22 protein-coding genes are annotated in these 24,602 nt (G+C 69.8%); 11 read left to right on the top strand and 11 right to left on the bottom strand.

All coding sequences use genetic code 11. The features are described 5' to 3' along the window. Nucleotides 1-46 precede the first annotated feature (46 nt). The 6 genes from SNOV_RS19485 to SNOV_RS19460 form a co-directional block, all read right to left on the bottom strand. Nucleotides 47-2,053 (bottom strand): MacB family efflux pump subunit, encoded by a 2,007-nt coding sequence (locus SNOV_RS19485; RefSeq protein ID WP_013168685.1) that lies wholly within the window; start codon nucleotides 2,051-2,053, stop codon nucleotides 47-49. 9 nt (nucleotides 2,054-2,062) lie between these two features. Beyond that, nucleotides 2,063-3,265, bottom strand: coding sequence for an efflux RND transporter periplasmic adaptor subunit (locus SNOV_RS19480; protein ID WP_013168684.1), 1,203 nt, complete (start codon nucleotides 3,263-3,265; stop codon nucleotides 2,063-2,065). Nucleotides 3,266-3,532: 267 nt separating this feature from the next. Then, nucleotides 3,533-3,727 carry a hypothetical protein gene (locus SNOV_RS19475; protein ID WP_013168683.1) on the bottom strand — a complete coding sequence of 65 codons (195 nt, stop codon included), beginning with the start codon at nucleotides 3,725-3,727 and terminating at the stop codon, nucleotides 3,533-3,535. Between the two features lie 31 nt (nucleotides 3,728-3,758). Further along, nucleotides 3,759-4,655 (bottom strand): S49 family peptidase, encoded by an 897-nt coding sequence (locus SNOV_RS19470; RefSeq protein ID WP_013168682.1) that lies wholly within the window; start codon nucleotides 4,653-4,655, stop codon nucleotides 3,759-3,761. 32 nt (nucleotides 4,656-4,687) lie between these two features. After that, nucleotides 4,688-5,476: a tRNA1(Val) (adenine(37)-N6)-methyltransferase gene (locus SNOV_RS19465; protein ID WP_013168681.1), complete on the bottom strand. Its 789-nt coding sequence runs from the start codon at nucleotides 5,474-5,476 to the stop codon at nucleotides 4,688-4,690. Between the two features lie 5 nt (nucleotides 5,477-5,481). Beyond that, entirely contained in the window at nucleotides 5,482-5,706 is a 225-nt protein-coding gene (locus tag SNOV_RS19460; protein ID WP_013168680.1) for a putative signal transducing protein, read from the bottom strand. Between the two features lie 218 nt (nucleotides 5,707-5,924). On the opposite strand from SNOV_RS19460, the gene SNOV_RS19455 reads away from it, so the two are divergent. Next, on the top strand, nucleotides 5,925-6,935 hold the full coding sequence (locus tag SNOV_RS19455; protein WP_244413024.1) for a polyprenyl synthetase family protein: 1,011 nt from the start codon (nucleotides 5,925-5,927) through the stop codon (nucleotides 6,933-6,935). 4 nt (nucleotides 6,936-6,939) lie between these two features. Here SNOV_RS19455 and SNOV_RS19450 read toward each other — a convergent pair whose 3' ends face one another. Both SNOV_RS19450 and SNOV_RS19445 read right to left on the bottom strand, forming a co-directional pair. Next, nucleotides 6,940-7,263, bottom strand: a complete 324-nt coding sequence (locus tag SNOV_RS19450; RefSeq protein ID WP_013168678.1) for a YnfA family protein — start codon at nucleotides 7,261-7,263, stop codon at nucleotides 6,940-6,942. A gap of 8 nt (nucleotides 7,264-7,271) precedes the next feature. Continuing rightward, on the bottom strand, nucleotides 7,272-8,162 hold the full coding sequence (locus SNOV_RS19445) for a 4-(cytidine 5'-diphospho)-2-C-methyl-D-erythritol kinase (protein ID WP_013168677.1): 891 nt from the start codon (nucleotides 8,160-8,162) through the stop codon (nucleotides 7,272-7,274). A gap of 188 nt (nucleotides 8,163-8,350) precedes the next feature. Between SNOV_RS19445 and rimP the strand changes: the two genes are divergently transcribed. From rimP to mbfA, 10 genes are all read left to right on the top strand, one after another. After that, nucleotides 8,351-9,163: a ribosome maturation factor RimP gene (gene rimP, locus SNOV_RS19440; protein ID WP_013168676.1), complete on the top strand. Its 813-nt coding sequence runs from the start codon at nucleotides 8,351-8,353 to the stop codon at nucleotides 9,161-9,163. Between the two features lie 12 nt (nucleotides 9,164-9,175). After that, the gene (gene nusA, locus SNOV_RS19435) at nucleotides 9,176-10,786 is read left to right on the top strand and encodes a transcription termination factor NusA (RefSeq protein WP_013168675.1); all 1,611 of its coding nucleotides are present in this window, start codon (nucleotides 9,176-9,178) and stop codon (nucleotides 10,784-10,786) included. Between the two features lie 39 nt (nucleotides 10,787-10,825). Further along, a complete protein-coding gene (locus SNOV_RS19430; protein ID WP_013168674.1) occupies nucleotides 10,826-11,476 on the top strand; it encodes an RNA-binding protein in 651 nt (216 codons plus the stop codon). A 66-nt stretch (nucleotides 11,477-11,542) separates the two neighbouring features. Next, nucleotides 11,543-14,314, top strand: a complete 2,772-nt coding sequence (infB, locus tag SNOV_RS19425) for a translation initiation factor IF-2 (protein ID WP_013168673.1) — start codon at nucleotides 11,543-11,545, stop codon at nucleotides 14,312-14,314. Between the two features lie 128 nt (nucleotides 14,315-14,442). Then, nucleotides 14,443-14,868 (top strand): 30S ribosome-binding factor RbfA, encoded by a 426-nt coding sequence (gene rbfA, locus SNOV_RS19420; protein ID WP_013168672.1) that lies wholly within the window; start codon nucleotides 14,443-14,445, stop codon nucleotides 14,866-14,868. Next, nucleotides 14,865-15,845, top strand: coding sequence for a tRNA pseudouridine(55) synthase TruB (gene truB / locus SNOV_RS19415; protein ID WP_013168671.1), 981 nt, complete (start codon nucleotides 14,865-14,867; stop codon nucleotides 15,843-15,845). The genes rbfA and truB overlap by 4 nt, the downstream gene beginning before the upstream one ends. Nucleotides 15,846-15,926: 81 nt before the next feature. Then, a complete protein-coding gene (locus SNOV_RS19410; RefSeq protein ID WP_013168670.1) occupies nucleotides 15,927-16,961 on the top strand; it encodes a nucleotidyltransferase family protein in 1,035 nt (344 codons plus the stop codon). Nucleotides 16,962-17,195: 234 nt separating this feature from the next. After that, on the top strand, nucleotides 17,196-17,465 hold the full coding sequence (gene rpsO / locus SNOV_RS19405) for a 30S ribosomal protein S15 (RefSeq protein ID WP_013168669.1): 270 nt from the start codon (nucleotides 17,196-17,198) through the stop codon (nucleotides 17,463-17,465). Between the two features lie 248 nt (nucleotides 17,466-17,713). Then, nucleotides 17,714-19,870 (top strand): polyribonucleotide nucleotidyltransferase, encoded by a 2,157-nt coding sequence (gene pnp, locus SNOV_RS19395; RefSeq protein ID WP_013168668.1) that lies wholly within the window; start codon nucleotides 17,714-17,716, stop codon nucleotides 19,868-19,870. A gap of 160 nt (nucleotides 19,871-20,030) precedes the next feature. After that, entirely contained in the window at nucleotides 20,031-20,987 is a 957-nt protein-coding gene (gene mbfA / locus SNOV_RS19390; RefSeq protein WP_013168667.1) for an iron exporter MbfA, read from the top strand. On the opposite strand, the gene SNOV_RS19385 is transcribed toward mbfA, so the two are convergent. From SNOV_RS19385 to SNOV_RS19375, 3 genes are read right to left on the bottom strand one after another with little or no spacing between them, the layout of a single operon-like run. Next, nucleotides 20,984-21,973 carry an asparaginase gene (locus SNOV_RS19385; RefSeq protein ID WP_013168666.1) on the bottom strand — a complete coding sequence of 330 codons (990 nt, stop codon included), beginning with the start codon at nucleotides 21,971-21,973 and terminating at the stop codon, nucleotides 20,984-20,986. The genes mbfA and SNOV_RS19385 overlap by 4 nt on opposite strands. Before the next feature lie 58 nt (nucleotides 21,974-22,031). Further along, nucleotides 22,032-23,351: a glycolate oxidase subunit GlcF gene (gene glcF, locus SNOV_RS19380; RefSeq protein ID WP_013168665.1), complete on the bottom strand. Its 1,320-nt coding sequence runs from the start codon at nucleotides 23,349-23,351 to the stop codon at nucleotides 22,032-22,034. 3 nt (nucleotides 23,352-23,354) lie between these two features. Then, on the bottom strand, nucleotides 23,355-24,602 hold the full coding sequence (locus tag SNOV_RS19375; protein ID WP_013168664.1) for an FAD-binding protein: 1,248 nt from the start codon (nucleotides 24,600-24,602) through the stop codon (nucleotides 23,355-23,357).

Here is a 24,602-nt window from a genome sequence, read left to right as displayed (position 1 = left end):
GTTCCGCCTAAACGTTCGGGCGGCGGCGGGCAAGGGTCAGCGCCGCCTATTCATAGGCCAGTGCGACCACCGGATCGAGCCCGGCCGCCTTGCGGGCCGGCAGGTAGCCGAAGACGAGGCCGGTGAGGAAGGCGCAGGCGAAGGCGATCAGCGGCGGGTGCAGCGAGAGCACGATGGAGGCGCCGAGCCATTCCAGCCCCAGCGCCGCCGCGAGCCCGAGCCCGACGCCGACCGCACCGCCGACCGAGCAGACAACCAGCGCCTCGGTGTTGAATTGCAGCATGATGTTGCTCATGCGCGCGCCGGTGGCCATGCGGATGCCGATCTCGCGCGTGCGCTCGGTGACGCTCACCAGCATGATGTTCATCACGCCGATGCCGGCGACCAGCAGCGAAATGGCGGCGACGCAGCCGAGCACGAGGGTGAGCGTGTTCTGGGTCTCCACCGCGGTCTCGAGGAACTGGGCGGTGTTGCGCACCTGGAAGTCCTCGGCCTGGTGGCGCTCGGCGATGATGCGGGTGATGGCGCTCTCCACCCGCGGAATGTCGGCAGCCTCCTGCACCTTCACCGTCACCGAATTGAGGAACTGCCGGCCGAACACCCGCACGAAGCCGGTGGAGAGCGGCACCAAGGCGACGTCGTCCTGGTCCTGGCCGAAGGCATTGGCGCCCCGGGCGCTGAGCACGCCGATCACCTGATAGGGCACGTTCTTCACCAGAACGTGCCGGCCGAGGGGATCGTCCTCGCCGAACAGATTGCGCACCACGGTCTGGCCGAGCACCACGACCGGCGCATAGGCGCGCACATCGGCGGGCGAGAACATCACGCCCTCGGCCATTGCCCAGTCGCGGGCGGTGAGATAGTCGGCGCTGGTGCCGGTGACGGTGGTGAAATAGTCCTCCGAACCGAAGCGCATGGTGAAGCGGCTGGACCGCTCCGGCGCCACCGCGTTGATGCCGGGAATGGCGCGCAGCGCCTCGGCATCCTCGGGCAGCAGCGTGGCGTTGTCGCCGGAGGAGCGTATGCCGGCGGCGCCGGGTCGCACGATCAGCAGGTTGGTGCCGATCTGCGAGATGCGCTCCAGCACGCTCGCCTTACCGCCGTCGCCCACCGCCAGCATGGTGATGACCGAGCCGACGCCGATAACGATGCCGAGCAGGGTCAGCGCAGTGCGGAAGATGTTGGCGACCATCGAGGCGAAGGCCATGCGCACGGCCTCCGCCAGATCGGGGAGGAAGCGCGCCAGCCCGCTGCGCCGGGCGGGGCCGGTGGCGGGCAGCGGCGTGCGGTCGGGCTCTCCCTCGTGCCGCTCGTCGGAGACGATGTGGCCGTCCTGGAACCGCACGATGCGCCGCGCATGCGCCGCCACGTCCGGATCGTGGGTGATGAGGATGACGGTGTGGCCGTCGGCGTTCAGCTCCTTCAGCAGCGCCAGCACGTCCTCGCCCGAGCGGGTGTCGAGCGCGCCGGTCGGCTCGTCGGCGAGGATCACCGGCGCCGCGTTCATCAGCGCGCGGGCGATGGAGACGCGCTGCTGCTGGCCGCCGGAAAGCTGGCTCGGGCGATGCTCGCTACGCTCGCCGAGGCCGAGCCGGTCGAGCAGCAGATGCGCCCGCTCGATCCGCTCCTCCTGCGGCGCGCCGGCATAGATGGCGGGGATCTCGACATTCTCCGCCGCGGTGAGGCTCGGCAGCAGATTGTAGCGCTGGAACACGAAGCCGAAAGTCGAACAGCGCAATTCGGCCAGCGAATCGGCATCGAGATCCTCGACGTCGACGCCGTCGACGAGGTAGCGCCCGGACGAGGGCCGGTCGAGGCAGCCGACGATGTTCATCAGCGTCGACTTGCCCGAGCCGGACTGGCCCATGATGGCGATGAACTCGCCGGGATGGATGGCGAGCGAGACGCGATCCAATGCCCGCACCACCGTCTCGCCGTTCGGGTAGATGCGGCTGACGTCGATCAGCTCGACGATAGGACGCGACACGCCATGCGCCGCGGTCTCATGCGCGCTTGTGGCCGGACTGTCGATGCGGGGCTGGACCTCGCTCATCGCCGCTCCTCAGCCGAGGCGCGGCGGCATGGGTGGGCGCTGCGGCCCGGCCGGGCGCGGGGTGGCCGGGGCGCCCGAGCCGACGATGACGGTGTCGCCGGGCTGAAGCCCCTCGGTGACCTGCGTCATGCTGCGGTTGGACAGGCCGGTCTTGATCATCCGCTCCTGCGGCCCCTGCGCAGTGAGCACCCGCACGCTCTGGGCGCCGCCACGCGCCGTGCGCACGGCGGCGGTCGGCACCAGCGGCACGCTTTTGGCCTCGCCAAGGCGGAAGAACACCTGCGCCGTCATGTCGGTCATCAGCATCAGATCAGCGTTCGGCACGTCGATCAGCACGTTGTAGAGCACCACGTCGTTGACGATGGTCGGCGTCGGCTCGATCTGCCGCACCGTGCCCTGCCAGCGCCGGTCGGGCAGGCCGAGGGTGGAAAAATAGGCCGGCGTGCCAACGGTGATCTTCGGGATGTCGCCCTCGGCCACCTGCGCGGTGACGGTCATGGTCTGCAGGTCGGCGATGCGCAGGATGATGGGCGCCGACTGGTTGGCATTGAGCGTCGAGCCCTCGCGGGCGGTGATCGACACCACCGTACCGTCCATCGGCGCGTAGATCTTGGTGTAGCCGAGATTGGCGAGGTCGCCCTCGAGCGTCGCCTGGGTCTGGGCGATCTGCGCCTTCAGCGCGTCGATCTTGGCTTCGCTGATGCGCTCGGTCGCTTCCGCCGCGTCGGCCGCGTCCTTGCTGCCGGACTGGTTCTTCAGGAGCTGCTGGGCGCGCTCGTTGCGCAGCTTGTCGAGGGTGAGCTGGGCTTCGGCCTGGGCCAGCTGGGCGCGAAGATTGTCGAGGCTGGCGCGGTCGCCGGCGACGCGGGTCTGGTAGACGGTGGGATCGATCTCGGCGAGCAGGTCGCCCTTCTTCACCAGCGCGCCGACATCGGGATGGATGGTGCGCAATTGCCCGGAGACCTGCGTGCCGACGTCGACATAGTTCTTCGGCTGCATCTTGGCGATGGCGGTGACCGTGGTCTCGATATCGCCGAGTTCGACCTTGGCGGTCTGCATCACCGGCGCCGCAGGCTCGGTGGTGCCGCCGTAATAGTAGTAGCCGCCCGCGGCGAGGAGCGCGACGAAGGCGAGCGCCCAGGGCCAGCGGCGGGCGCGCCGGCGGCGTGCCGTCTTTCCGCTCGTCCAGCCGCTTTCCGACTTCTGCAACATGGCGCCGTCACCCTCGTTCATCAAAAGGGGTAAGGCCCAAGTCCCGGCGGACAAAGTGAATTCGCGGTAATGATAGGGTTTGCCGGCCAGATTGGAGGCGTTCCAGGCCGATCATCCGCCACGACCTGAGAAGGCCCTCATCCTGAGGTGCCCGGCCATCGGCCGGGCCTCGAAGGATGGTCGTCCGGGCGCGCTCAAGCGAACATCCTTCGAGGCTCGCTCCGCTCGCACCTCAGGATGAGGTCGCTTTCGACGAAGGGCACTGCCCTACGAATCGCTCGGCCGGTACTCGCCGGTCGCCGGGTCGCGGCGCAGGGTGCGGCGGGACAGCGGCGCCTCCGGCTCCTCGCTGCGCCGCGCGGCGTCGAGCTCGGCATTCACGCGGCGGGATTCCCGGGCCAGCAGCTTGACCAGGGCGGCGGCGCCGAAGGCGCCGAGGGCGAGCACGATAACGGGGGGCATGGCGTGTTGTCCGGGTGTCGCGGGCGCCGGGCTATAGCCCGAAGCGCGCCCATGATGCGCGCTCCTCTGCGGCGGAAATGAGTGCTTCGGCGGCGCCCGCGCCGACCTCGCCACCGAATCCGTCGCCGAGCTTCATCACGCCCGGCGAGCGGCGGCCGAACAGGCCGCCCCTCGATTCGATCAGCGGGGTGCGGACCTTGTCGCCGTAGCGGGCGCGCAGGAAAGAGCGCATGTCGCCGATGGAATCGACGAGGCCGAGGCCCTGCGCCTGCGGCGCCGCCCAGAACTCGCCGGAGAACAGGGTGGAATCCTCCGCGCTCAGCACGTCGCCGCGCCGCTGCTTCACCAGGTCGACGAAGGCGGCGTGGATCTCCTGCTGGAGCGCTTTCAGCCGCTCGATGTCCTCTTCCTTCTCCGGCTGGAACGGATCGAGCATCACCTTGCGCTCGCCGGCGGTGTAGACGCGCCGGTCGATGCCCAGCTTCTCCAGCGCCCGCGGGAAGCCGAAGCCGGCGCTGACCACGCCGATCGAGCCGACGATGGAGAACACGTCGGCGACGATCTCGTCCGCCGCGCAGGCGAGCATGTAGCCGCCCGAGGCCGCCACATCCTCGACGAAGGCGATGACCGGCAGCTCTTTCTCTTCCGCCAGCGCGCGGATGCGCTTGTAGACGAGGTGCGACTGCGCCGGCGCGCCGCCGGGCGAGTTGATGATGAGCGCCACCGCCTTCGCACCCTTCACCGCGAAGGCGCGCTCCAGCGCCTTGGCGGTGTTGGCGAAGGTGACGCCGGGCCTGAACGGGGTCGCCATGCCGATGGCACCGCTGAGCCGCACCACCGGCACGACCGGCGTGTCGCCGCGGAACTTCGCGGGGAGGAGAGGATCGAGGCGGCGGCGGAGATCGGCGAGGAAGGATGAGTTGGCCATGGGGAAAGAGATAGGATGCGGATCGTTGCCGCTCAAGGCGCTTCGATCCCCTCTCCCCGCCGCAGCACCCTCTCGGCCTCGGTGCTGGGGCGGCCGTCGCGGTCGGCGAGCACGAAGCCGGGCAGCAGCGCCGGGGGCGTGCGCCTTCCCTTCACCGCACCGACGAGCACGCGGATCGCCGGTGCGTCCGGCGTCGCGTACACCGGACGGATCGTCACGGCACCGAAACGGCCCTTCATTCCCGCCAGTATCGCCTCCATCGCTTCCGGCCGGTGGATCAAGGCGAGCCGCCCGCCGGGTGCCAGGAGCCGCTCGGCGGCGCGCAGCCAGATGTCGAGGTCGCCATCCGCCACGCTGTGGGCCAGCGCCTTGGCCGCATGCGGCGAGGTGCGGTGGCGCGCCGGATCGTTGAAGGGCGGGTTCATAAGCACGAGGTCGGCCGCGCGGGCAGCGGGCAATGTCGGACCGGAGGGGCGGCCGAGAGCGGCGACATCCGCCGTAACCACCGCGATTCGCGCGGAAATGTCCGGCTGCTGGCGCGCCGCATTGCGCGCGGCGAGAGCGGCAGCCACCGGGTCGATCTCGACCAGCGTCACCTCGGCCTTCTCGATTCGCACGGCCAAGGCGAGCCCGGCGGCACCTATCCCGGCGCCGAGGTCGACCGCGCGGCGGGCGTCCCCCGGCGCGCTCGCCGCCAGGAGCATGGCGTCGTGGCCGGCGCGGTGGCCGCGCGCGGGCTGGAGCAGGCGCAATTTCCCGCCGAGGAAGATGTCGTCGGTGAGCACCGCGTCCGATGGCGCGTCGCGCGTGCCCGCGTCCATCGGCCTCAATCCGTGACGAGCTGGGCGGCGAGGCCGGCCTCCGCGAGCAGGCGGCGGGCGCGGACAAGCGCGTCGTCCTCCACCAGCAGCCGGCGCGGCAGGAGGCCGATGGAGCCTTCCAGCACGCTCATATGCTGGTCGAGCACGATATGGCCGATGCCGGCGCCGTCGAGCAGCGCCTCGACCGCGGAAATCAGCACGACGTCATTGGTGCGGAGCAGTTCACGCATGCCGCCATCATGGCATTATTCGACGCAAAAGCGGAGGTCGCTGCGATCTGCCGCTTTTCCCCCGTCACCGGATTGGGCTATTGCGAAGGGGCGGGGGCGTGCGGGCGCTCCGGGGGTAGGCGGTGGTGCTTCCGGTGGAGGACGGTACTTGCCGTCGCCGCCGGGCGTTCAATATGGTCTCGCGCCTCGTCAACCGGAAACAGCCCGTGGCCGTCGCTTTGCCTTTCGATCCTGCCGCCGAGGTCGCGGCCGAGCCCTCCATCGAGGGCATCGTTACCCTCGTGCGTGCCGACATGGACCGCGTCAACGCGCTCATCCTGTCGCGTACCGGCTCGGACGTGACGATGATTCCCGAGGTCGCCCAGCACCTCATCTCCTCCGGCGGCAAGCGGCTTCGGCCGATGCTCACCCTCGCCACCGCGGCGCTGTCCGGCTACGAGGGCGACGGCGCGGTGAAGCTCGCGGCGTCCGTGGAGTTCATGCACACGGCGACGCTGCTGCATGACGACGTGGTCGACGACAGCGAGATGCGCCGCGGCAAGCTCGCCGCCCGCATGCTGTGGGGCAACGAGGCGAGCGTGCTGGTCGGCGACTTCCTGCTCGGCCAGGCCTTCCGTATGATGATCGAGGTCGGCTCGATGCGGGCGCTCGACATCCTGTCGACCGCCGCCGTGGTGATCGCCGAGGGCGAGGTCGCCCAGCTCGCCGCCGCCAAGAACATCGCCACCGACGAGGACGCCTATCTCGCCGTCATCCGCGGCAAGACCGCCGAGCTGTTCGCCGCCGCCTGCGAGGTCGGGCCGGTGCTGGCCGGGCGGCCGGAGGCCGAGATGGCCGCGGCGCGCGCCTATGGCATGAATCTCGGCATCGCCTTCCAGCTGGTCGACGACGCGCTGGATTATGGCGGCTCGGGCGCCGATCTCGGCAAGAATGTCGGCGACGATTTCCGCGAGGGTAAGATCACGCTTCCAATCGTGCTGGCGGTGCGCCGGGCGAACGAGGATGAGCGCGGCTTCTGGCGCCGCTGCCTGGAAGAGGGCGAAATCGGCGAGGGCGATCTCGAGCGCGCCTTGGCGCTTCTCACCCGCCATGGCGCGCTGGCCGAGACGGTGGAGCGCGCCCGTTTCTATGGCGAAGAGGCGAAGGCGGCGCTCGTCGCCCTTCCCGCCGGCACGGCCAAGTCCGCGCTGATCGACGTGGTGGATTTCTGCATTTCGCGCGTGCGCTGACGTCTCAGCCGCGCGGCCCGAACACCACGATGGCCGCGCCGAGGACGCAGACCGCGCCGCCCATCATGTCCCAGCGGTCGGGCCGGAAGCCTTCGACCGCCCACAGCCAGATGAGCGAAGCGGCGACATAGACCCCGCCATAGGCGGCGAAGGCGCGGCCCGCCATGGCCGCATCCACTTGCGTCAGCACCGCGCCGAAGGCGATCAGGCTGACCACGCCCGGCGCCAGCCAAAGCGCGCTCGCGCCATTACGCACCACCGCCCAGAAGGCGAAGCAGCCGGCGATCTCGAAGAAGGCCGCGGCGGCGAAGAACAGGGCGGTGCGCATGTCTCTCCTCAGCCGAGAACCGTCGACTTCACCCACCACTGCGGATGGGCGGCCGCGACCATCTTCGCCGCCCGGGCGGCGGCGCGGCAATCGGCGTAGAGCGCGAACATCGTCGCGCCGGAGCCGGACATGCGCACCAGCAGCGCGCCCGGCGTCGCCTCCAGCGCCGCTTCGACCTCGCCGAGTACCGGGGCCAGCGCACGGGCCGGCGGTTCGAGGTCGTTCGGCTCCGTGCGCAGCCAGTCGAGGATCGCTCCGCGCCCCGACGGCGGCGCGACCGCCTCCCCGCGCCGGGTGCCGGGCGGGATGGCGAGCAGACGGAACACCTCGGCGGTCGACACCGGCACGCGCGGATTGACCAGAACGGCGCCGAAGCGCGGCAGCGCGAGCGGCGTGATGTGTTCCCCGCGGCCCTCCATCAGGCAGGCGCGGCCATGAAGGCAGGCCGGCACGTCCGAGCCGGTGGCGAGCGCGGCCTCATGGAGGCGTGGATCGTCTGCCGCCAGCCCGTTCGCCCGCGCCAGCAGGCGCAGCGCCGCCGCTGCATCCGACGAGCCGCCGCCGAGCCCCGCCGCCACAGGCAGGCGCTTGATCAGGTGGAAATGCCCGAGCTTCAGCCCCGGCACGCGGGCCGCCAGTGCGCGGGCGGCGCGCAGCACGAGATTGTCGTCCTCGCCGCCAAGCACGCCGGCGCCCGGACCGTCCAGCGTGAGCGACAGTTCCTCGCCGGGGATCAGGCTCAGCCGGTCGCCGGTGCCGGCGAAGGCGACAATGCTGGAGAGCTGGTGATAGCCATCCTCGCGCCGCCCCAGCACCCGCAAGGTGAGGTTCACCTTGGCCGGCGCGCGCTCGGAGAGGACGTCGGAATCCGTGTGGGGCAACAGGCTCGTGGCGGACATGGCCCGCTTATGCGCCGCCCATGCCCGGGCGACAAGCCGGCGTCATCTTGCGCCCATGCCGCCTTTGGCTATATAAGCGTCACATCCAATTATCTCACAAACGACCTGGTGGTCGGTTGAGAGTGGGTTCCGCCGCCGGGACCCGCTCTTTTTGCATTGCGGCTCGCATCGGCGATCCGGCGAGGACGATGAGCGAACAGGACACACGCGACAGCCAGACCAACGGCGCCCCGGAAGGCAGCACGGATTCGGGCCGCCTCGACGAGCCGCGCCTCGTCACCGAGAGCGGGCCGGCGGCGCGCGTCGCCGGCATTGTCGGCCCGGTGCTGGAAGGTCTCGGCTTCCGCCTCGTCCGGGTGAGGATCTCCGGCGGCAGCCCGCCGACCCTGCAGATCATGGCGGAGCGCCCGGACGGCAGCTTCGGCATCGACGAATGCGAGGCGGCGAGCCGCGCAATCTCGCCGGTGCTCGACGTCGAGGACCCGATCTCCGGCGCCTACAATCTCGAAATGTCCTCGCCCGGCATCGACCGGCCGCTGGCGCGCCTTTCCGATTTCGAGCGCTGGGCCGGCCATGACGTGAAGGTCGAGATGGCCGTGCCGGTGGACGGGCGCAAGCGCTTCCGCGGCATCCTTGTCGGTGCGCAGCGCGAGGAGGCGCTGGTGCGCCTGCCCGACGCGCCGGCCGACAAGCCCGACACCGTCGCCCTGCCCATATCCGACATCGGCGAAGCCCGCCTCGTCATGACCGACGCGCTGATCCGCGAGGCCCTGCGCCGCGACAAGGCGCTGCGCGAGGGCGCGGGCATCGACGAGGACGACATCGACACCGCCGATCTCGGCGACGTGTCCTTCGAGGACGAGGACGCGACCGAGGAAGACAATGAGGGCACCGTCGCCGTGCGCGTCGTGCCACCGAAGAAGATGCCTATCCGGGGCAAGCCCAAGGGCGCTGCCAAACCGACCAAGAAGTCCAACGCCAAACGTAGATCCACCTTCTAAGGAGACGCAGTGATGGCTGTCGTCAGCGCAAACCGGCTCGAACTCCTGCAGATCGCCGACGCGGTCGCGCGCGAGAAATCGATCGACCGGAGCATCGTCATCGCCGCCATGGAGGATGCGATCGCCAAGGCGGCGCGCTCGCGCTACGGCGCCGAGACCGACATCCATGCCGAGATCAGCCCGCGCACCGGCGAGCTGCGCCTTGCCCGCCATCTGCTGGTCGTCGACCAGGTGGATAACCCCGCGGTCGAGATCGACCTCGACGGCGCCCGCCGGCTGAACCCGGCCGCGCAGGTCGGCGATTCCATCGCCGACACGCTGCCGCCCTTCGATTTCGGCCGCATCGCCGCGCAGTCCGCCAAGCAGGTCATCGTGCAGAAGGTACGCGAAGCCGAGCGCGACCGGCAGTACGAGGAATACAAGGACCGCATCGGCGAGATCACCAACGGCGCGGTCAAGCGCGTGGAGTACGGCAACGTGGTCGTCGACCTCGGCCGCGGCGAAGCCTCGCTGCGCCGCGACGAGCTGCTGCCGCGCGAAGTGTTCAAGACCGGCGACCGCATCCGCGCCTATGTCTACGACGTGCGCCGCGAGCAGCGCGGCCCGCAGATCTTCCTCTCGCGCACCCATCCCCAGTTCATGGCGAAGCTGTTCGCGCAGGAAGTGCCGGAGATCTATGACGGCATCGTCGAGATCAAGGCGGTCGCCCGCGACCCCGGCTCGCGCGCCAAGATCGCCGTCACCTCGCGCGATTCCTCCGTCGATCCCGTGGGCGCCTGCGTCGGCATGCGCGGCTCGCGCGTGCAGGCCGTGGTGAACGAGCTGCAGGGCGAGAAGATCGACATCATCCCGTGGTCGCCGGACGTCGCGACCTTCATCGTCAACGCGCTGGCCCCGGCGGAAGTCGTGAAGGTCGTGCTCGACGAGGACCGCGAGCGTATTGAAGTCGTGGTGCCGGATGCCCAACTAAGCTTGGCGATCGGCCGCCGCGGCCAGAATGTGCGCCTCGCTTCCCAGCTCACCGGCTGGGACATCGACATCATGACCGAGGCGGAAGAGAGCGAGCGGCGCCAGAAGGAATTCGCCGAGCGCACCAAGATGTTCGCCGAGGCCCTCGACCTCGACGAGATGATGGGCCAGCTGCTCGCCTCCGAAGGCTTCGCCTCGGTCGAGGAGATCGCCTACGTGCCCGTCAACGAGCTCGCTTCCATCGAGGGCTTCGACGAGGACACGGCGCAGGAACTGCAGAATCGCGCGCTGAACCATCTGGCGCAGATCGAGGCCGATCTTGACGCCCGCCGCAAGGAACTCGGCGTCGAGGACGCGCTGCGCGAGGTGCCGGGCGTGACCTCCGCCATGCTGGTGGCGTTCGGCGAGAACGACATCAAGACGGTGGAGGACCTCGCCGGCTGCGCCACGGACGACCTCACCGGCTGGACCGAGCGCAAGGACGGCGAGACGGTGCGCATCGCCGGCGCGCTGGATGGTTTCGACCTCTCCCGCGAGGACGCCGAGGCACTGATCATGCAGGCCCGCGTCAGGGCCGGCTGGATCACCGAGGAAGAGCTCGCCGCTCCGGCGGAGGAAGCGGAAGAGACCGAGACCGACGAAGGCCAGGCCTGATCGACGGTCGTCGGCGGGAAATGGCAGGGGGCGACGGCGGTGCAGGACGAGGCGGCACTCACGGACGCCGATGAGACCGACGCCGGGCCGAACGAGGCCCGCGACGTTCTCACCCGGCAGTGCATCGCCAGCCGCACGGTGAAGCCGGTCGGCGAGATGCTGCGCTTCGTCGTGGCGCCGGACGGACAGGTGGTGCCGGACATCCATGCCCGGCTCCCCGGCCGCGGCGCCTGGGTCACGGCCCGGCGGGCCGCGCTCGCCGAGGCGATGAAGAAGAAGGCCTTCGGGCGCGCGTTCAAGGGTAAGGGTCGTGCCGATCCGGCATTGCCCGAGCTGGTGGAACGGCTGCTTGAGAAGGACGCGCTGGGCGCCCTCGCCCTCGCCAACAAGGCGGGGCAGGTGGTGGCCGGCAACGCCAAGGTGATCGAGGCGCTGCAGTCCGGCAAGGTCGCGGTGCTGGTGCATGCGAGCGATGCCGCCCCCGACGGGGCGGGAAAGCTCGACGCGCTGGCCCGGCGCATAGCCGAGGCGAGGGGTGGCGAGATCGCCCGCGTCGACGGCATGACAGGCGTGCAATTGGACTTGGCGCTTGGGCGGGCAAATGTGGTACATGCTGCCCTGCTCGCGCATCCGACGAGCGCGGGTTTCCTCGCGCGCATGAGAAGGCTCGACGGCTGGCGTGCCGATTAAGCACGCGAGTGCACGGAAAGTGGCGCATCCCCGCATGCGGCGGGGAGGCACAGGAACGGATACCGAATGACCGATACGAAGAACCCGGGCGAGAAGACGATGGGCGTTGGACAGGGGGCCAAGACCACCCTGACGCTCAAGCGACCTGTCGAGCAGGGCGTCGTCCGCCAGAGCTTCAGCCATGGACGGTCCAAGTCCGTGGTGGTGGAGAAGGTGAAGCGCCGCGTGCTCGGCCCGGGCGACAAGCCCGAGTCCCCGTCGGCCGCGCCCTCCGCACCTCCGGCATCCGCTCCGCAGGCGAGCGCCCCGGCGCCGCGCCCGGCCGCCCAGCCCCCGCGTCCCCCGCAGGGTCCGAGCGCCAGCGCGCAGCCCGGCCGTCCGCCGCTGCGCACCCAGCCGGCGCCCGGCGCCAATCTTTCCAGCCCCCGTCCGGCTCCGCAGGGCTCGCGCCCCGGCGGCGTGGTGCTGCGCACCCTCACCGAGGAGGAGGCCCGCGCCCGCGCCACCGCGCTTCAGGACGCCCGCGTCCGCGAGGCCGAGGAGCGCAAGCGCGCCGAGGAAGAGGCCCGCCGCCGCGCCGAGCGCGAGGCGCGCGAGAAGGTCGAGCGTGAGGCCGCTGAAGCGCGCAAGCGCGAGGAGGACGCCCGCCGCGCCTTCGACGAGGAGGCCAAGCGCAAGTCCGAGCAGGAGGCGCGCAAGCGTTTCGGCGAGGACACGCCGGCCCCGGCCGCTCCGACCGGCGCTGCCGCTTCCGCGCCCCGCGCGGCCCAGCCTTCCGCCCCGGCGCCGCGCCCGGAAGTCGGCGCCCCGCGGGTCGCCACGCCGCGCACCCAGACCATGGATGCCGAGGACGACGATCGCCGTCCCGTCCGCCGCGGTCCCGGCGGCAGTCCGGCCCGTCCGGCCGTTCCGCCCAAGCCGACGCGCGCGCCGGCCGGCGCCGAGAAGAGCCGCGGCCGCCTGACCGTCGTCACCGCGCAGTCGGCCGACGACGAGCGCCAGCGTTCCGTCGCCTCGTTCCGCCGCCGCACCCAGCGCATGAGCGGCCACCGCCATGTCGAGGCCAAGGAAAAGATCGCCCGCGAGGTGACGATCCCGGAGACGATCTCCATCCAGGAGCTCGCCAACCGCATGGCCGAGCGCGCGGTCGACGTCATCCGCATGCTGATGAAGCAGGGCCAGATGGTGAAGATCACCGACGTGATCGACGCCGACACCGCCCAGCTGATCGCCGAGGAACTCGGCCACTCCGTGCGCCGCGTCGCCGAATCCGACGTCGAGGAAGGCCTGTTCGACACGGCCGACACCGCCGAGGACCTGCAGCCGCGTCCGCCGGTCGTGACCATCATGGGCCATGTCGACCACGGCAAGACCTCGCTGCTCGACGCCATCCGCAAGGCCAACGTCGTTTCCGGCGAGGCCGGCGGCATCACCCAGCACATCGGCGCCTATCAGGTGACCTCGCCGCTCGGCGGCAAGATCACCTTCATCGACACGCCCGGTCACGCCGCCTTCACGGCGATGCGCGCCCGCGGCGCCAAGGTGACGGACATCGTGGTGCTGGTGGTGGCGGCGGATGACGGCGTGATGCCGCAGACGGTCGAGGCCATCAATCACGCCCGCGCCGCCAAGGTGCCGCTGATCGTGGCGATCAACAAGATCGACAAGCCCGACGCCAAGCCCGAGCGCGTGCGCACCGAGCTGCTGCAATACGAGGTGCAGGTCGAGAGCCTCGGCGGCGACACGCTCGAGGTCGAGGTGTCGGCCAAGGCGCAGACCAATCTCGATAAGCTGCTGGAGGCCATCAGCCTGCAGGCGGAAGTGCTCGACCTCAAGGCGAACCCCGACCGCGACGCGGAAGGCACCGTCATCGAGGCCAAGCTCGACCGCGGCCGCGGCCCGGTCGCCACCGTCCTGGTGCAGCGTGGCACGCTGCATGTCGGCGACATCGTCGTCGCCGGTGCCGAGATGGGCCGCGTGCGCGCGCTGATCGACGACAAGGGCAGTAATGTCGAAGGTGCCGGCCCGTCCTTCCCGGTCGAGGTGCTCGGCTTCAACGGCACGCCGGAGGCGGGCGACCGCCTCGCCGTCGTCGAGAGCGAAGCCCGTGCCCGCGAGATCACCGATTATCGCCAGCGCCAGAAGCGCGAGAAGGCGGCGGCCCGTTCCGCCACCGTCCGCGGCTCGCTGGAGCAGATGATGAGCCAGGCCAAGACGGCCGGCCGGAAGGAATTCCCGCTCATCATCAAGGGCGACGTGTCGGGCTCGGTCGAGGCCATCATCGCCTCGCTGGAGAAGCTCGGCACCGACGAGGTGCAGGCCCGCATCATCCACTCCGGCGCCGGCGGCGTGAACGAGAGCGACGTGACGCTGGCCGAGACGGCCGGCGCGGTGATCATCGCCTTCAACGTGCGCGCCAACAAGGAAGCCCGCGACGCGGCCGAGCGTGCCGGCATCGAGATCCGCCAGTACAACATCATCTACGACCTGGTGGATGACGTGAAGGCGGCGATGGGCGGCCTGCTCGCCCCGGTCAACCGCGAGACCATGCTCGGCAACGCGCTCATCAAGGAGATCTTCGCGGTCTCCAAGGTCGGCAAGGTCGCCGGCTGCCTGGTCACCGACGGCACGGTGGAGCGCGGCCAGCATGTCCGCCTCATCCGCGACAACGTCGTCATCCACGAGGGCAAGCTCGCCACGCTCAACCGCTTCAAGGATGCGGTCAACGTGGTGCAGTCGGGCCAGGAATGCGGCATGTCCTTCGAGAACTACCAGGACATGCGCGCCGGCGACGTCATCGAGTGCTACCGCGTCGAGGTCGTGCAGCGCACGCTCTGACGTCTTTAACCGCTCCCGCACGCGGGAGCGGATTTCCGCGGGGGTGAGCGGTCCAAACCCGTTCGCCCCGGTCGAGGCTGGCCATCCGTTCCGGCAATCCGGGCGAAGGCCGTGAAGGTTTGTGCATCATGAAGAACAGAGCGAGCTCGGGTTCCGGCCCGAGCCAGCGCCAGCTGCGCGTGGGCGAGCTGGTGCGCCATGCCCTCGCCGAGATACTGGCGCGCGGTGATCTGCCCGATCCCGCGCTGTCCAAGGTGATGATCACCGTGCCCGAGGTGCGGATGAGCCCGGATCTGAAGATCGCCACCTGTTACGTCATGCCACTCGGCGGCAAGGACCACAAGGCGGCGATCGACGCGCTGGCGACCAACGCCAAGCCGCTGCGCGGCGAGATCGCCCGCCGGGTGGAGCTGAAATTCGTCCCCGAGCTGCGCTTCCGCATCGACACCTCCTTCGAGGAGGGCGACCGCATCGACGCGCTGCTGCGCTCGCCGCAGGTGCAGCGCGATCTGGACAAGCACGACGCCGACAACGACAAAGAGGACGAGGAATGAACGCCCCGCTCGACCAGGACGCCCTGCGTTCCGCCGAGGCCGCCGAAGCGCCCGCCCGCAAGCGCCGCCCCAAGCGCGACGTCGACGGCTGGGTGCTGCTCGACAAGCCGGTCGGCATGACCTCGACCCAGGCGGTCGGCGCGGTGAAATGGCTGTTCCAGGCCAAGAAGGCGGGCCATGCCGGCACGCTCGACCCGCTCGCCTCCGGCTGCCTGCCGGTCGCGCTGGGCGAGGCCACCAAGACCGTTCCCTTCGTCATGGACGGGCGCAAGGTCTACCGCTTCACCGTCCGCTGGGGCATCCAGACCGACACCGACGACAGCGAGGGCAAGGCGGTCGAGACCTCCGAGGGGCGCCCTTCGCGTGAAGAAATCCTCGCCGCGCTGCCGGCGTTCCGCGGCGAGATCGAGCAGGTCCCGCCCGCCTATTCGGCGCTGAAGATCAATGGCGAGCGCGCCTATGACCTCGCCCGCGACGGCGTGCAGGTGGAACTCGCCGCCCGCATTGTCATCGTCCACTCGCTCGAGCTGGTCGAGATGCCCGATGCCGACCACGCGGTGTTCGAGACCGAATGCGGCAAGGGCACCTATGTGCGCTCCATCGCCCGCGACCTCGGCCGCGCGCTCGGCACGCGCGGGCATATCTCCGCCCTGCGCCGCACCCGCGTCGGCACCTTCGCCGAGGAGGAACTGGTGCCGCTCGCTGAGCTGCGCGCCACCTCGGAGGCGATGGACGACGCCCCGCCGATGCAGGCGCTGCGCCCGGTGGAGATCGGCCTCGACAGCCTGCCTTCGCTGCGCGTCTCGCCGGCCGATGCCGCCCGGCTCGTCCACGGCCAGCCGATCATCCTGCGCGGGCGCGACGCGCCGATCCTCGAAGGCCCGGTCGCCATCACCGCCGGCGGGCGCCTTGTCGCGCTCGGCGAAGCCGAGGCCGGCGAGATCCACCCCAAGCGCATCTTCCATTCGGGGAAGTGACGAGCACTTCGTGTTCAACGTCCTTATATTTTGTTGAACAACCGTATATGTTCAACGAAATCTCTGGACGTTGAACACTCCATGCGCCGCCGCATATCCCCGATCGCCCATGCCGCCTACCACGATCTCTTACAGTCGCTGAGAGACGAGGCGGTCTCCGAGATTCGGGGTACACCCACGCGGGTCGAGCGCAATGGAAAAGCTTACTGGTACGACACCTATCGCATCGGATCCGACGTCCGGAAGGCCTATATCGGCGAAGACACGCCGGAGCGGAGCGCAAGGATTGCGCGTCTGACTGAGATCGCCTCTGCCGGAGCAGAGCGCAGGTCCAACCGGGCGCGGCTCATCCGTATCCTGCGGGCCGAAGGCTTCCTGGGCGTGGACGCAGCGACGGGCTCCCTTCTCAATGCGCTGCAGAAGGCCGGGGCGTTCCGCCTCGGCGGGACGATCGTCGGCACCCTGGCCTTCCGCCTTTACGAAGGCGAACTCGGCATCCGCTACAGCGTCGAGCAGGCGGCTCAGACCAACGACATCGACATTGCGAGCTTCGAGCGCCTGTCCCTCGCGGTCGAGGACGTCGTTTCCGAGCCGCTCCAGCGCGTGCTCGATGGCTTCGCCTTCGATGCCGTGCCGTCGCTGGACAAGGAGAAAGTCTGGCGCTGGAAACAGAGCCGCAGCGAACTCCTGGTCGAATTCCTGACGCCGTCCTTCGAGGAGGCCGAAGAGTTGAAGCCGTTGGCGGCGCTCGGCGTGTATGCTCAGTCGCTTCACTACCTCAATTATCTGATCGCCGATCCGATCGACGTCGCGGTCACCTACCGCGATGGCGTCCTGGTCCAGATCCCTCGCCCGGAGCGTTTCGCCATCCATAAGCTGATCGTCTCCGATCGGCGGAAAGAGGGTCCGAACGGCGTGAAGGCCTACAAGGATCGACTGCAGGCCGCGTTCCTGATCGATGTGCTCGCGGATGACCGCCCCGACGATCTGGTGGAGGCCTATGACGATGCCGCGTCGCAGGGTCCTCGCTGGCGCGAGCGCCTGGCGGCGGCCCTGAAGCGCATGCCCGAAACCCAGGCTCGGCTCGCCGAGGCCGGCGTGCGGCTCCAGATGTAGGCCGTCGCCCCCTGTGTCGCCTCCTGTACATATGCCGCTAGCCTCGCTGGCGTTTTCGTGTATGTTGCGCGCGCGTTGCGGACCTTCGTCCGCGCGACCCGTTGCCATTTGACCGCGCTGGACGACATCCCGGCCCGGCCGAGCGGCAACTCCCGGCGAGGCGACCAAGGCCGAGGCCCGCGAGGGGCCGGCTACGCCCGCATCCACCGACGTCATGACCTGAAAGGATAACCGATGTCGATCACTGCCGAGCGCAAGCAGGCGCTCATCAAGGAATATGCGACCAAGGCCGGCGACACCGGCTCGGCCGAGGTGCAGGTTGCGATCCTCACCGAGCGTATCGTCAACCTGACCGGCCATTTCAAGGACCACGCCAAGGACAACCACTCCCGGCGCGGCCTGCTCAAGCTGGTCTCCCAGCGCCGCGGCCTCCTCGACTATCTCAAGAAGACCGAGGAATCCCGCTACAAGTCCCTGATCGAGCGGCTGGGCATCCGCCGCTGACCCACGCGAGGCTCGTGCCGGCACGGCGCGGGCCTTTCGTCCATTGAAAGACGGCGCATGCGGATGGTCCGCCGCGCCGAAGACCGCAAGAGCGGCGGGCATGGGGCTCGCCGCCACCGACGAGAAACGGCGCGCCATGGCAGGATCGCCGGATGCTCGGGGCCGATAGGCCGCTCTCTCCAGAGCCCATCGCCGGAGCCTCCCGCCGTCTTGCCCATGGCTCGCGTTTCGGAAAGCCAGAGACAGACATGTTCGATATTCACCGCGAGGAACTCGACTGGGGCGGGCGCACGCTCGTCCTCGAGACCGGCCGCATGGCGCGCCAGGCCGATGGCGCCGTGCTCGCGACCTATGGCGACACCACCGTGCTCGCCACCGCCGTTTCCGCCAAGGCGCCGAAGCCCGGGCAGGACTTCTTCCCGCTCACCGTCAACTACCAGGAAAAGGCCTACGCGGCCGGCCGCATCCCCGGCGGCTACTTCAAGCGCGAAGGCCGTCCGAGCGAGAAGGAGACCCTCGTCTCCCGCCTGATCGACCGCCCGATCCGCCCGCTCTTCGCCGAGGGCTACAAGAACGACACCCAGGTCGTCGTCACCGTGCTCTCGCACGATCTTGAGAACGATCCCGACGTCGTCTCCATGGTCGCCGCTTCCGCCGCGCTCACCCTCTCCGGCGTGCCCTTCATGGGCCCGATCGGCGGCGCCCGCGTCGGCTTCATCGACAATGAGTACGTGCTGAACCCGACTCTCGACGAGGTGAAGGAATCGGCCCTCGACCTCGTGGTCGCCGGCACCGCCGACGCCGTGCTGATGGTCGAATCCGAGGCCAAGGAACTGGCCGAGGAAGTGATGCTCGGCGCGGTCATGTTCGGCCACCGCCACTTCCAGCCGGTGATCGACGCCATCATCCGCCTCGCCGAGAAGGCCGCCAAGGAGCCGCGCGAGTTCGCCGCTCCCGACCATTCGGCGCTCGAGACCGAGCTGCGCGGCCTGATCGAGGCCGACCTGCGCGCCGCCTACAAGATCGCCCGCAAGCAGGACCGCTACGCCGCGGTCGACGCCGCCAAGGCCAAGGCCAAGGCGCACTACGCCGCGCTGGCGGCGGAAGGCCAGGCGGTTCCCGAGGCCCAGACCCTGAGCGAGGTGCTCAAGGAGCTCGAAGCCAAGATCGTCCGCTGGACCATCCTCGACGACGGCGTGCGCATCGACGGCCGCGACACCAAGACCGTCCGTCCGATCGTCTCCGAAGTCGGCGTGCTGCCGCGCGCCCACGGCTCGGCGCTGTTCACCCGCGGCGAGACGCAGGCCCTCGTGGTCGCTACCCTCGGCACCGGCGAGGACGAGCAGTTCATCGACAGCCTGGAAGGCACCTACAAGGAGCGCTTCCTGCTGCACTACAACTTCCCCCCCTTCTCGGTCGGCGAGACCGGCCGCATGGGCTCCCCTGGCCGTCGCGAGATCGGCCACGGCAAGCTCGCCTGGCGCGCCATCCGCCCGATCCTGCCGCCGGCGCATGAGTTCCCCTACACGCTGCGCGCCGTCTCGGAGATCCTGGAGTCGAACGGCTCCTCCTCCATGGCGACCGTCTGCGGCACCTCGCTGGCGCTGATGGACGCCGGCGTGCCGATGCGCCGCCCGGTGGCCGGCATCGCCATGGGCCTCATCCTCGAGGGTGAGAAGTTCGCCGTGCTCTCCGACATCCTCGGCGACGAGGACCATCTCGGCGACATGGACTTCAAGGTGGCCGGCACCGATAAGGGCGTCACCGCCCTGCAGATGGACATCAAGATCGCCGGCATCACCGAGGAGATCATGAAGGTCGCCCTCGCCCAAGCGAAGGATGGCCGCGCGCACATTCTCGGAGAGATGGCCAAGGCGCTGACCGGCGCCCGCGCCGAGCTCGGCGAGCACGCCCCGCGCATCGAGGTGATCCAGATCCCGGTCGACAAGATTCGCGAAGTGATCGGCTCGGGCGGCAAGGTGATCCGCGAGATCGTCGAGAAGACCGGCGCCAAGATCAACATCGAGGACGACGGCACGGTGAAGGTCGCCTCCGCCTCGGGCGAGTCGATCAAGGCCGCGCTGAACTGGATCAAGTCCATCGCTTCCGAGCCGGAAGTCGGCCAGATCTACGAGGGCACGGTGGTCAAGGTCGTCGACTTCGGCGCCTTCGTGAACTTCTTCGGCGCCAAGGACGGCCTCGTGCACGTCTCGCAGCTCGCCAAGGAGCGCGTGGCCAAGCCGTCCGACGTGGTCAAGGAAGGCGACAAGGTGAAGGTCAAGCTGCTCGGCTTCGACGAGCGCGGCAAGACCCGCCTGTCCATGAAGGTCGTCGACCAGGCGACCGGCGAGGACCTCGAAGCCAAGGGCAAGGGCGACGAGCCCGAGGCCGGCGCCGCCGAGTGATCGGCCGCAGCCTTGCAATGTTCCAGCGGGGCGCCTTCGGGCGCCCCGTTTCGTTTGGGGAACCCATTCCCCTGACGCATGGCGGCTGCGACTGACAGCTAATCGACAGCTTCGGTGAACAAGATTAGAGTAATTCTAATCAGGTTGCCGGACACCACCAATGAAACGCTTCGCCGACCTCACCGAGGCGGAAATCCTCGCCCTCGCCATCTCCAACGAGGAGGAGGATGCGCGCATCTACCTCCAGTTCGCCAACCGGGTGAAGGCGGACTATCCCGCGACCGCGCAGATGTTCGAGCGCATGGCGGAGGAGGAGAAGGGCCATCGCCATGCCCTGCACGAACTCTTCAAGCGCAAGTTCGGCGGCGAATTGCCCTATATCACCCGGCAGGACGTGAAGGGCTTCCTCAAGCGCAATCCGATCTGGCTGCTGGAGACGCTGCGCATCGACGCGGTGCGCCAGCAGGCCGAGATGATGGAATACGAGGCGCAGCAGTTCTACATCAAGGCCGCCGAGCGCGCGCGTGATGCCGATACGCGCAAACTGCTGGCCGACCTCGCCGAGGCCGAGAGCGTGCATGAGACGCTGGCGCAGGAGCTCGGCGGGGCGATCGAGACCGGCGGCGCCAAGGAAGCCGAGGACGCCACCGCCCACCGCATCTTCGTGCTGCAGATCGTCCAGCCAGGCCTCGCCGGCCTCATCGACGGTTCCATCTCGACGCTGGCGCCGATCTTCGCCGCCGCGTTCGCTACGCAGGATTCATGGGCTGCCTTCCTGGTCGGCCTTGCCGCCTCCATCGGCGCCGGCATCTCCATGGGCCTCACCGAGGCGCTGTCCGACGATGGCGAGATCACCGGGCGCGGCAGCCCCTGGCCGCGCGGCATCGCCTGCGGCGTGATGACGGTGCTGGGCGGCCTCGGCCACACCTTGCCCTATCTCATCCCAGATTTCTGGACCGCCACGGCGGTGGCCGGCGTCATCGTCGCCTTCGAGCTCGCCGCCATCGCTTATGTCCGCACGCGCTACATGGAGACGCCGTTCACCTCGGCGATCGTGCAGGTGGTGCTGGGCGGCCTGCTGGTGCTGGCCGCCGGCATACTGATCGGCAGTTCCTAAGCGTAGGCGGCCAGCGCCGCCGCGATTGCCGGCCGCTCCCATCCCGCCGCCAGGGCGAAGGTGAGCAGGAGCCGCGCCTTGGGGCCGCCGAGCAGGCCGGCAGGGAGGACGCTGCGGCCGATCAGGTCGATCTCCGAACCCGGATAACCATAGGTGCGCTCGAAGGCCGGGCCGGCCAGCGTTCGGCTCGCCAGCACCACGGGGATGGCGGCGGCGACCTCGCCGACGATCTCCGCCACCGCCGCCGGCACATGGCCGGCGCCCATGCCCTCGATGACGAGGCCGGCACAGCCGAGGCCGGGGACAGCGCGGAGGAGGCGACCGTCATCGCCCATCGTCATCTTGAGGAGCGCGACCGGCGGCAATTCGCCCTCCGGCAGCGGCAGGGACGGCAATGCGAGCGGTGCGACGCGGGTGAAAAGCCGTGCCCGACCCTCCGCCACCAGCCCGAGCGGGCCGGCATTCTCCGAGACGAAGGCGGAGGTCAGCGCCGTATGCGCCTTGCGCACGAAGCGGGCGGCGTGAATCTCGTCGTTCAGCACGACGAGCGTGCCCAGGCCCCGCGCGGCTTCGCTGGCGGCGGCGATGGCGGCGGCGAGAAGGTTCGCCGGACCATCGGCGCCGGCCTGCTGCGGCCCGCGCATGGCGCCGACGACGACCACGGGGCGCGCGTCGCGCACCAGCAGGTCGAGGATGAAAGCGGTCTCCTCGATCGTGTCGGTGCCCTGGATGACGACAGCGCCGTCGAAGTCCTCGGCAAAGGCCGCCCTTATGTCCCCGGCCACCGCGACGATGTTTTCGAGCGTGAGCGAGGAACTCGCCAGGCGGAAGGGCGAGCGCGCCTCGATCTGCGCGACCTCGTCGAGGCCCGGCACCGCCGCCACCAGTTCGGCCGCGCCGAGCGTCGGGGCGATGCCCCCGCCCGCCGCCGGCGTCATGGTGATGGTGCCGCCGAGCGAAAGGACGAGAAGGCGCGGAAGGGTCATGGGGGAAACCTTGGGAGAAAGGAGGCGCGGCGATAATAGCCGCGCCGCCGCGCTCCTGTCAGGCGGCGATGCGCACGCCGTCGAGCAGGCCCGGCTTCGGCCCGCCGGTCGCCCAGTCCAGCAGTTCGACTGTGTGCAGCACCGGGATCGAGGTGCCGCCGCCGATCTGCGTCATGCAGCCGATATTGCCGGTGGCGACGACCTGCGGCTGGGTGCGCTCGATATTGGCGACCTTGCGCGCGCGCAGGCGGCCGGCGATCTCCGGCTGCAATATGTTGTAAGTGCCGGCCGAGCCGCAGCACAGATGCCCCTCCGCCGGCTCCAGCACGGTGAAGCCCGCTTTCGCCAGCAGCGCCTTGGGCGCCACGCGCACTTTCTGGCCGTGCTGCAGTGAGCAGGCGGCGTGATAGGCGACGCGGATGCCGGCCGGGATCACCGGCGCGGGCAGTTCCTGCTCGGCGAGGAACTCGCTGACGTCCTTCGCCAGCGCCGAGACCTTGGCCGCGCGCTCGGCATAGGCCGGCTCGGTGCGCAGCATGTGGCCGTAATCCTTGATGGTGGTGCCGCAGCCCGACGTCGTGATGATGATGGCGTCCAGCCCCTCGCCCTCGATCTCGCGCCACCAGGCGTCGACATTGACACGGGCATTGGCGAGCGCGAGGTCTTCCTTGCCCATGTGGTGGGTGAGCGAACCGCAGCAGCCCCCGCCGACCGGACGCACGATCTCCACGCCCATGCGGGTGAGCAGGCGGATGGCCGCCTCGTCGATCTCCGGCCGCAGCACCGGCTGGGCGCAGCCGTCGAGCAGGGCGACTCGGGCACGGCGCGGTCCCTGGGCCGGGAAGCGGCGCTCGCTCTCGCTGGCCGAGCGCGTCGCCGGGCGGGCGGGGGCGAGGCGCAGCATGGCGGCGACGGGCTTCAGGCCGGGCACGGCGTCGAACAGGCCGGCGAAGGGACGGGCGACCATCGCGCCGCCTATGGCGAGGCGGAACAGCGCACGGCTCGGCAGCACCCGCGCCAGCATCGCCCGCAGCAGGCGGTCCATCAGCGGGCGGTTATAGGTCGCCTCCACATGGTCGCGGGCATGGTCGATCAGGTGCATGTAATGCACGCCCGAGGGGCACGTGGTCATGCAGGACAGGCAGGAGAGGCAGCGGTCGATATGCTTGGCGACCTCGGCCGTTGCCGGCCGGTCGTTCTCCAGCATGTCCTTGATCAGGTAGATTCTTCCGCGCGGACTATCCAGCTCGTCGCCGAGCAGCACATAGGTCGGGCAGGTGGCGGTGCAGAAGCCGCAATGGACGCACGCGCGCAGCACCTGCTCGGAGCGGGCGGTCTGCGGATCGGCGAGCTGGGCGAGGGAGAAATTGGTCTGCATCGCCTAAACTCCCGCATACATGCGGCCGGGGCTCAGCACCCGGCTGGGGTCGAAACCCTGCTTCATCCGCTTCACCAGCGCGCCGGTGACGGCGTCGAGCGGCTGGAACACCTCTTCGCTCGCGCGCGCCGCCGCGGAGGCGCGGATCAGCGTCGCGTGCCCACCGCCCACCGCCGCGACCGCCTCGCGCACCAGCGCGGTGCGCGGGGTGGCATCCGGCATCTCGATCCAGACGAGCCCGCCGGCCCAGTCGTAGAGGCAGGTCGCGCCCACGGCCCGCACCACCGCGCCGATGGCGGCGCCCTTCATCGGCGCGACGGAGACGCGCCAGACGGCCTTCGCGGTATCGATGTCGCCGCCCTCGGGCAGGGCGAAGGGCTCGACGTCCCGCAGCGTCCGCCAGAAGGCGATGGAGTTCTCCGCATCGAGGAAACTCAGCGTGCCCCGTGCACTCAGCATCTCCTCCAGCTTGCGGCGGCGGTGCTGGATCGACGGGCCGACGCCTTCCAGCCGCAGCGACGTCACCGCCCCGCCCGCCCCGGCGACGGCAGGGATGCGCGCGGCGACATCGGCCGGTACATGGGCGGCGCCGGAGACGTCGTAATAGGAGCCGACCGCCGCGCTCATCGCACTGGCAGCCGACGCGTCGTCGAGGCCGAGGACCAGCAACGTCTCCACCGTCTCGGGGCGCGGCAATATCTTGATGGTCAGCTCGGTGAAGGCGGCGAGCGTGCCGTAGGAGCCGGCGAGGCCGCGCGGCAGGTCGTAGCCGGTGACGTTCTTCACCACCCGGCCGCCGGCCTTGAACGCCTCGCCGCGGCCGGAGACAGCGCGCACGCCGAGCGCATGGTCGCGCGCGGCGCCGGCGCTGGGGCGGCGCGGGCCGGCGAGGTTGCAGGCCATCAGCCCTCCCAGCGTGCCACCGCCCGCCGGGCGGCCGAGCAGCGGGCCGAAATCCATCGGCTCGAAGGCCATCATCTGGTTGGAGGCAGCGACCAGCGCCTCGATCTCGGCGACGGGCGTGCCCGCCTTCGCGCTCAGCACCAGCTCCTCCGGCTCATAGAGCGTGACGCCGGTGAGCGCCTTCAATTCCAGCGTAAGGTCGGTCTGGATGTGGCGGCCGAGCGCCGCCTTGGAACCGGAGCCGGCGACGTCGAGCGTGCGCCCTTCCGCCAGCGCCCAACGCACGGCTTCCACCACTTCGGCCTCGTCGCGCGGGCCGATCCGCTGGCCCATCTCGCGCTCGCTCAT

It is taken from the genome of Ancylobacter novellus DSM 506 (assembly GCF_000092925.1).
GTDB classification, from domain to species: Bacteria; Pseudomonadota; Alphaproteobacteria; order Rhizobiales; family Xanthobacteraceae; genus Ancylobacter; species Ancylobacter novellus.
The sequence above is the reverse complement of the archived record's forward strand: the minus strand, read 5'-3'. Positions and strand labels throughout refer to the sequence as shown.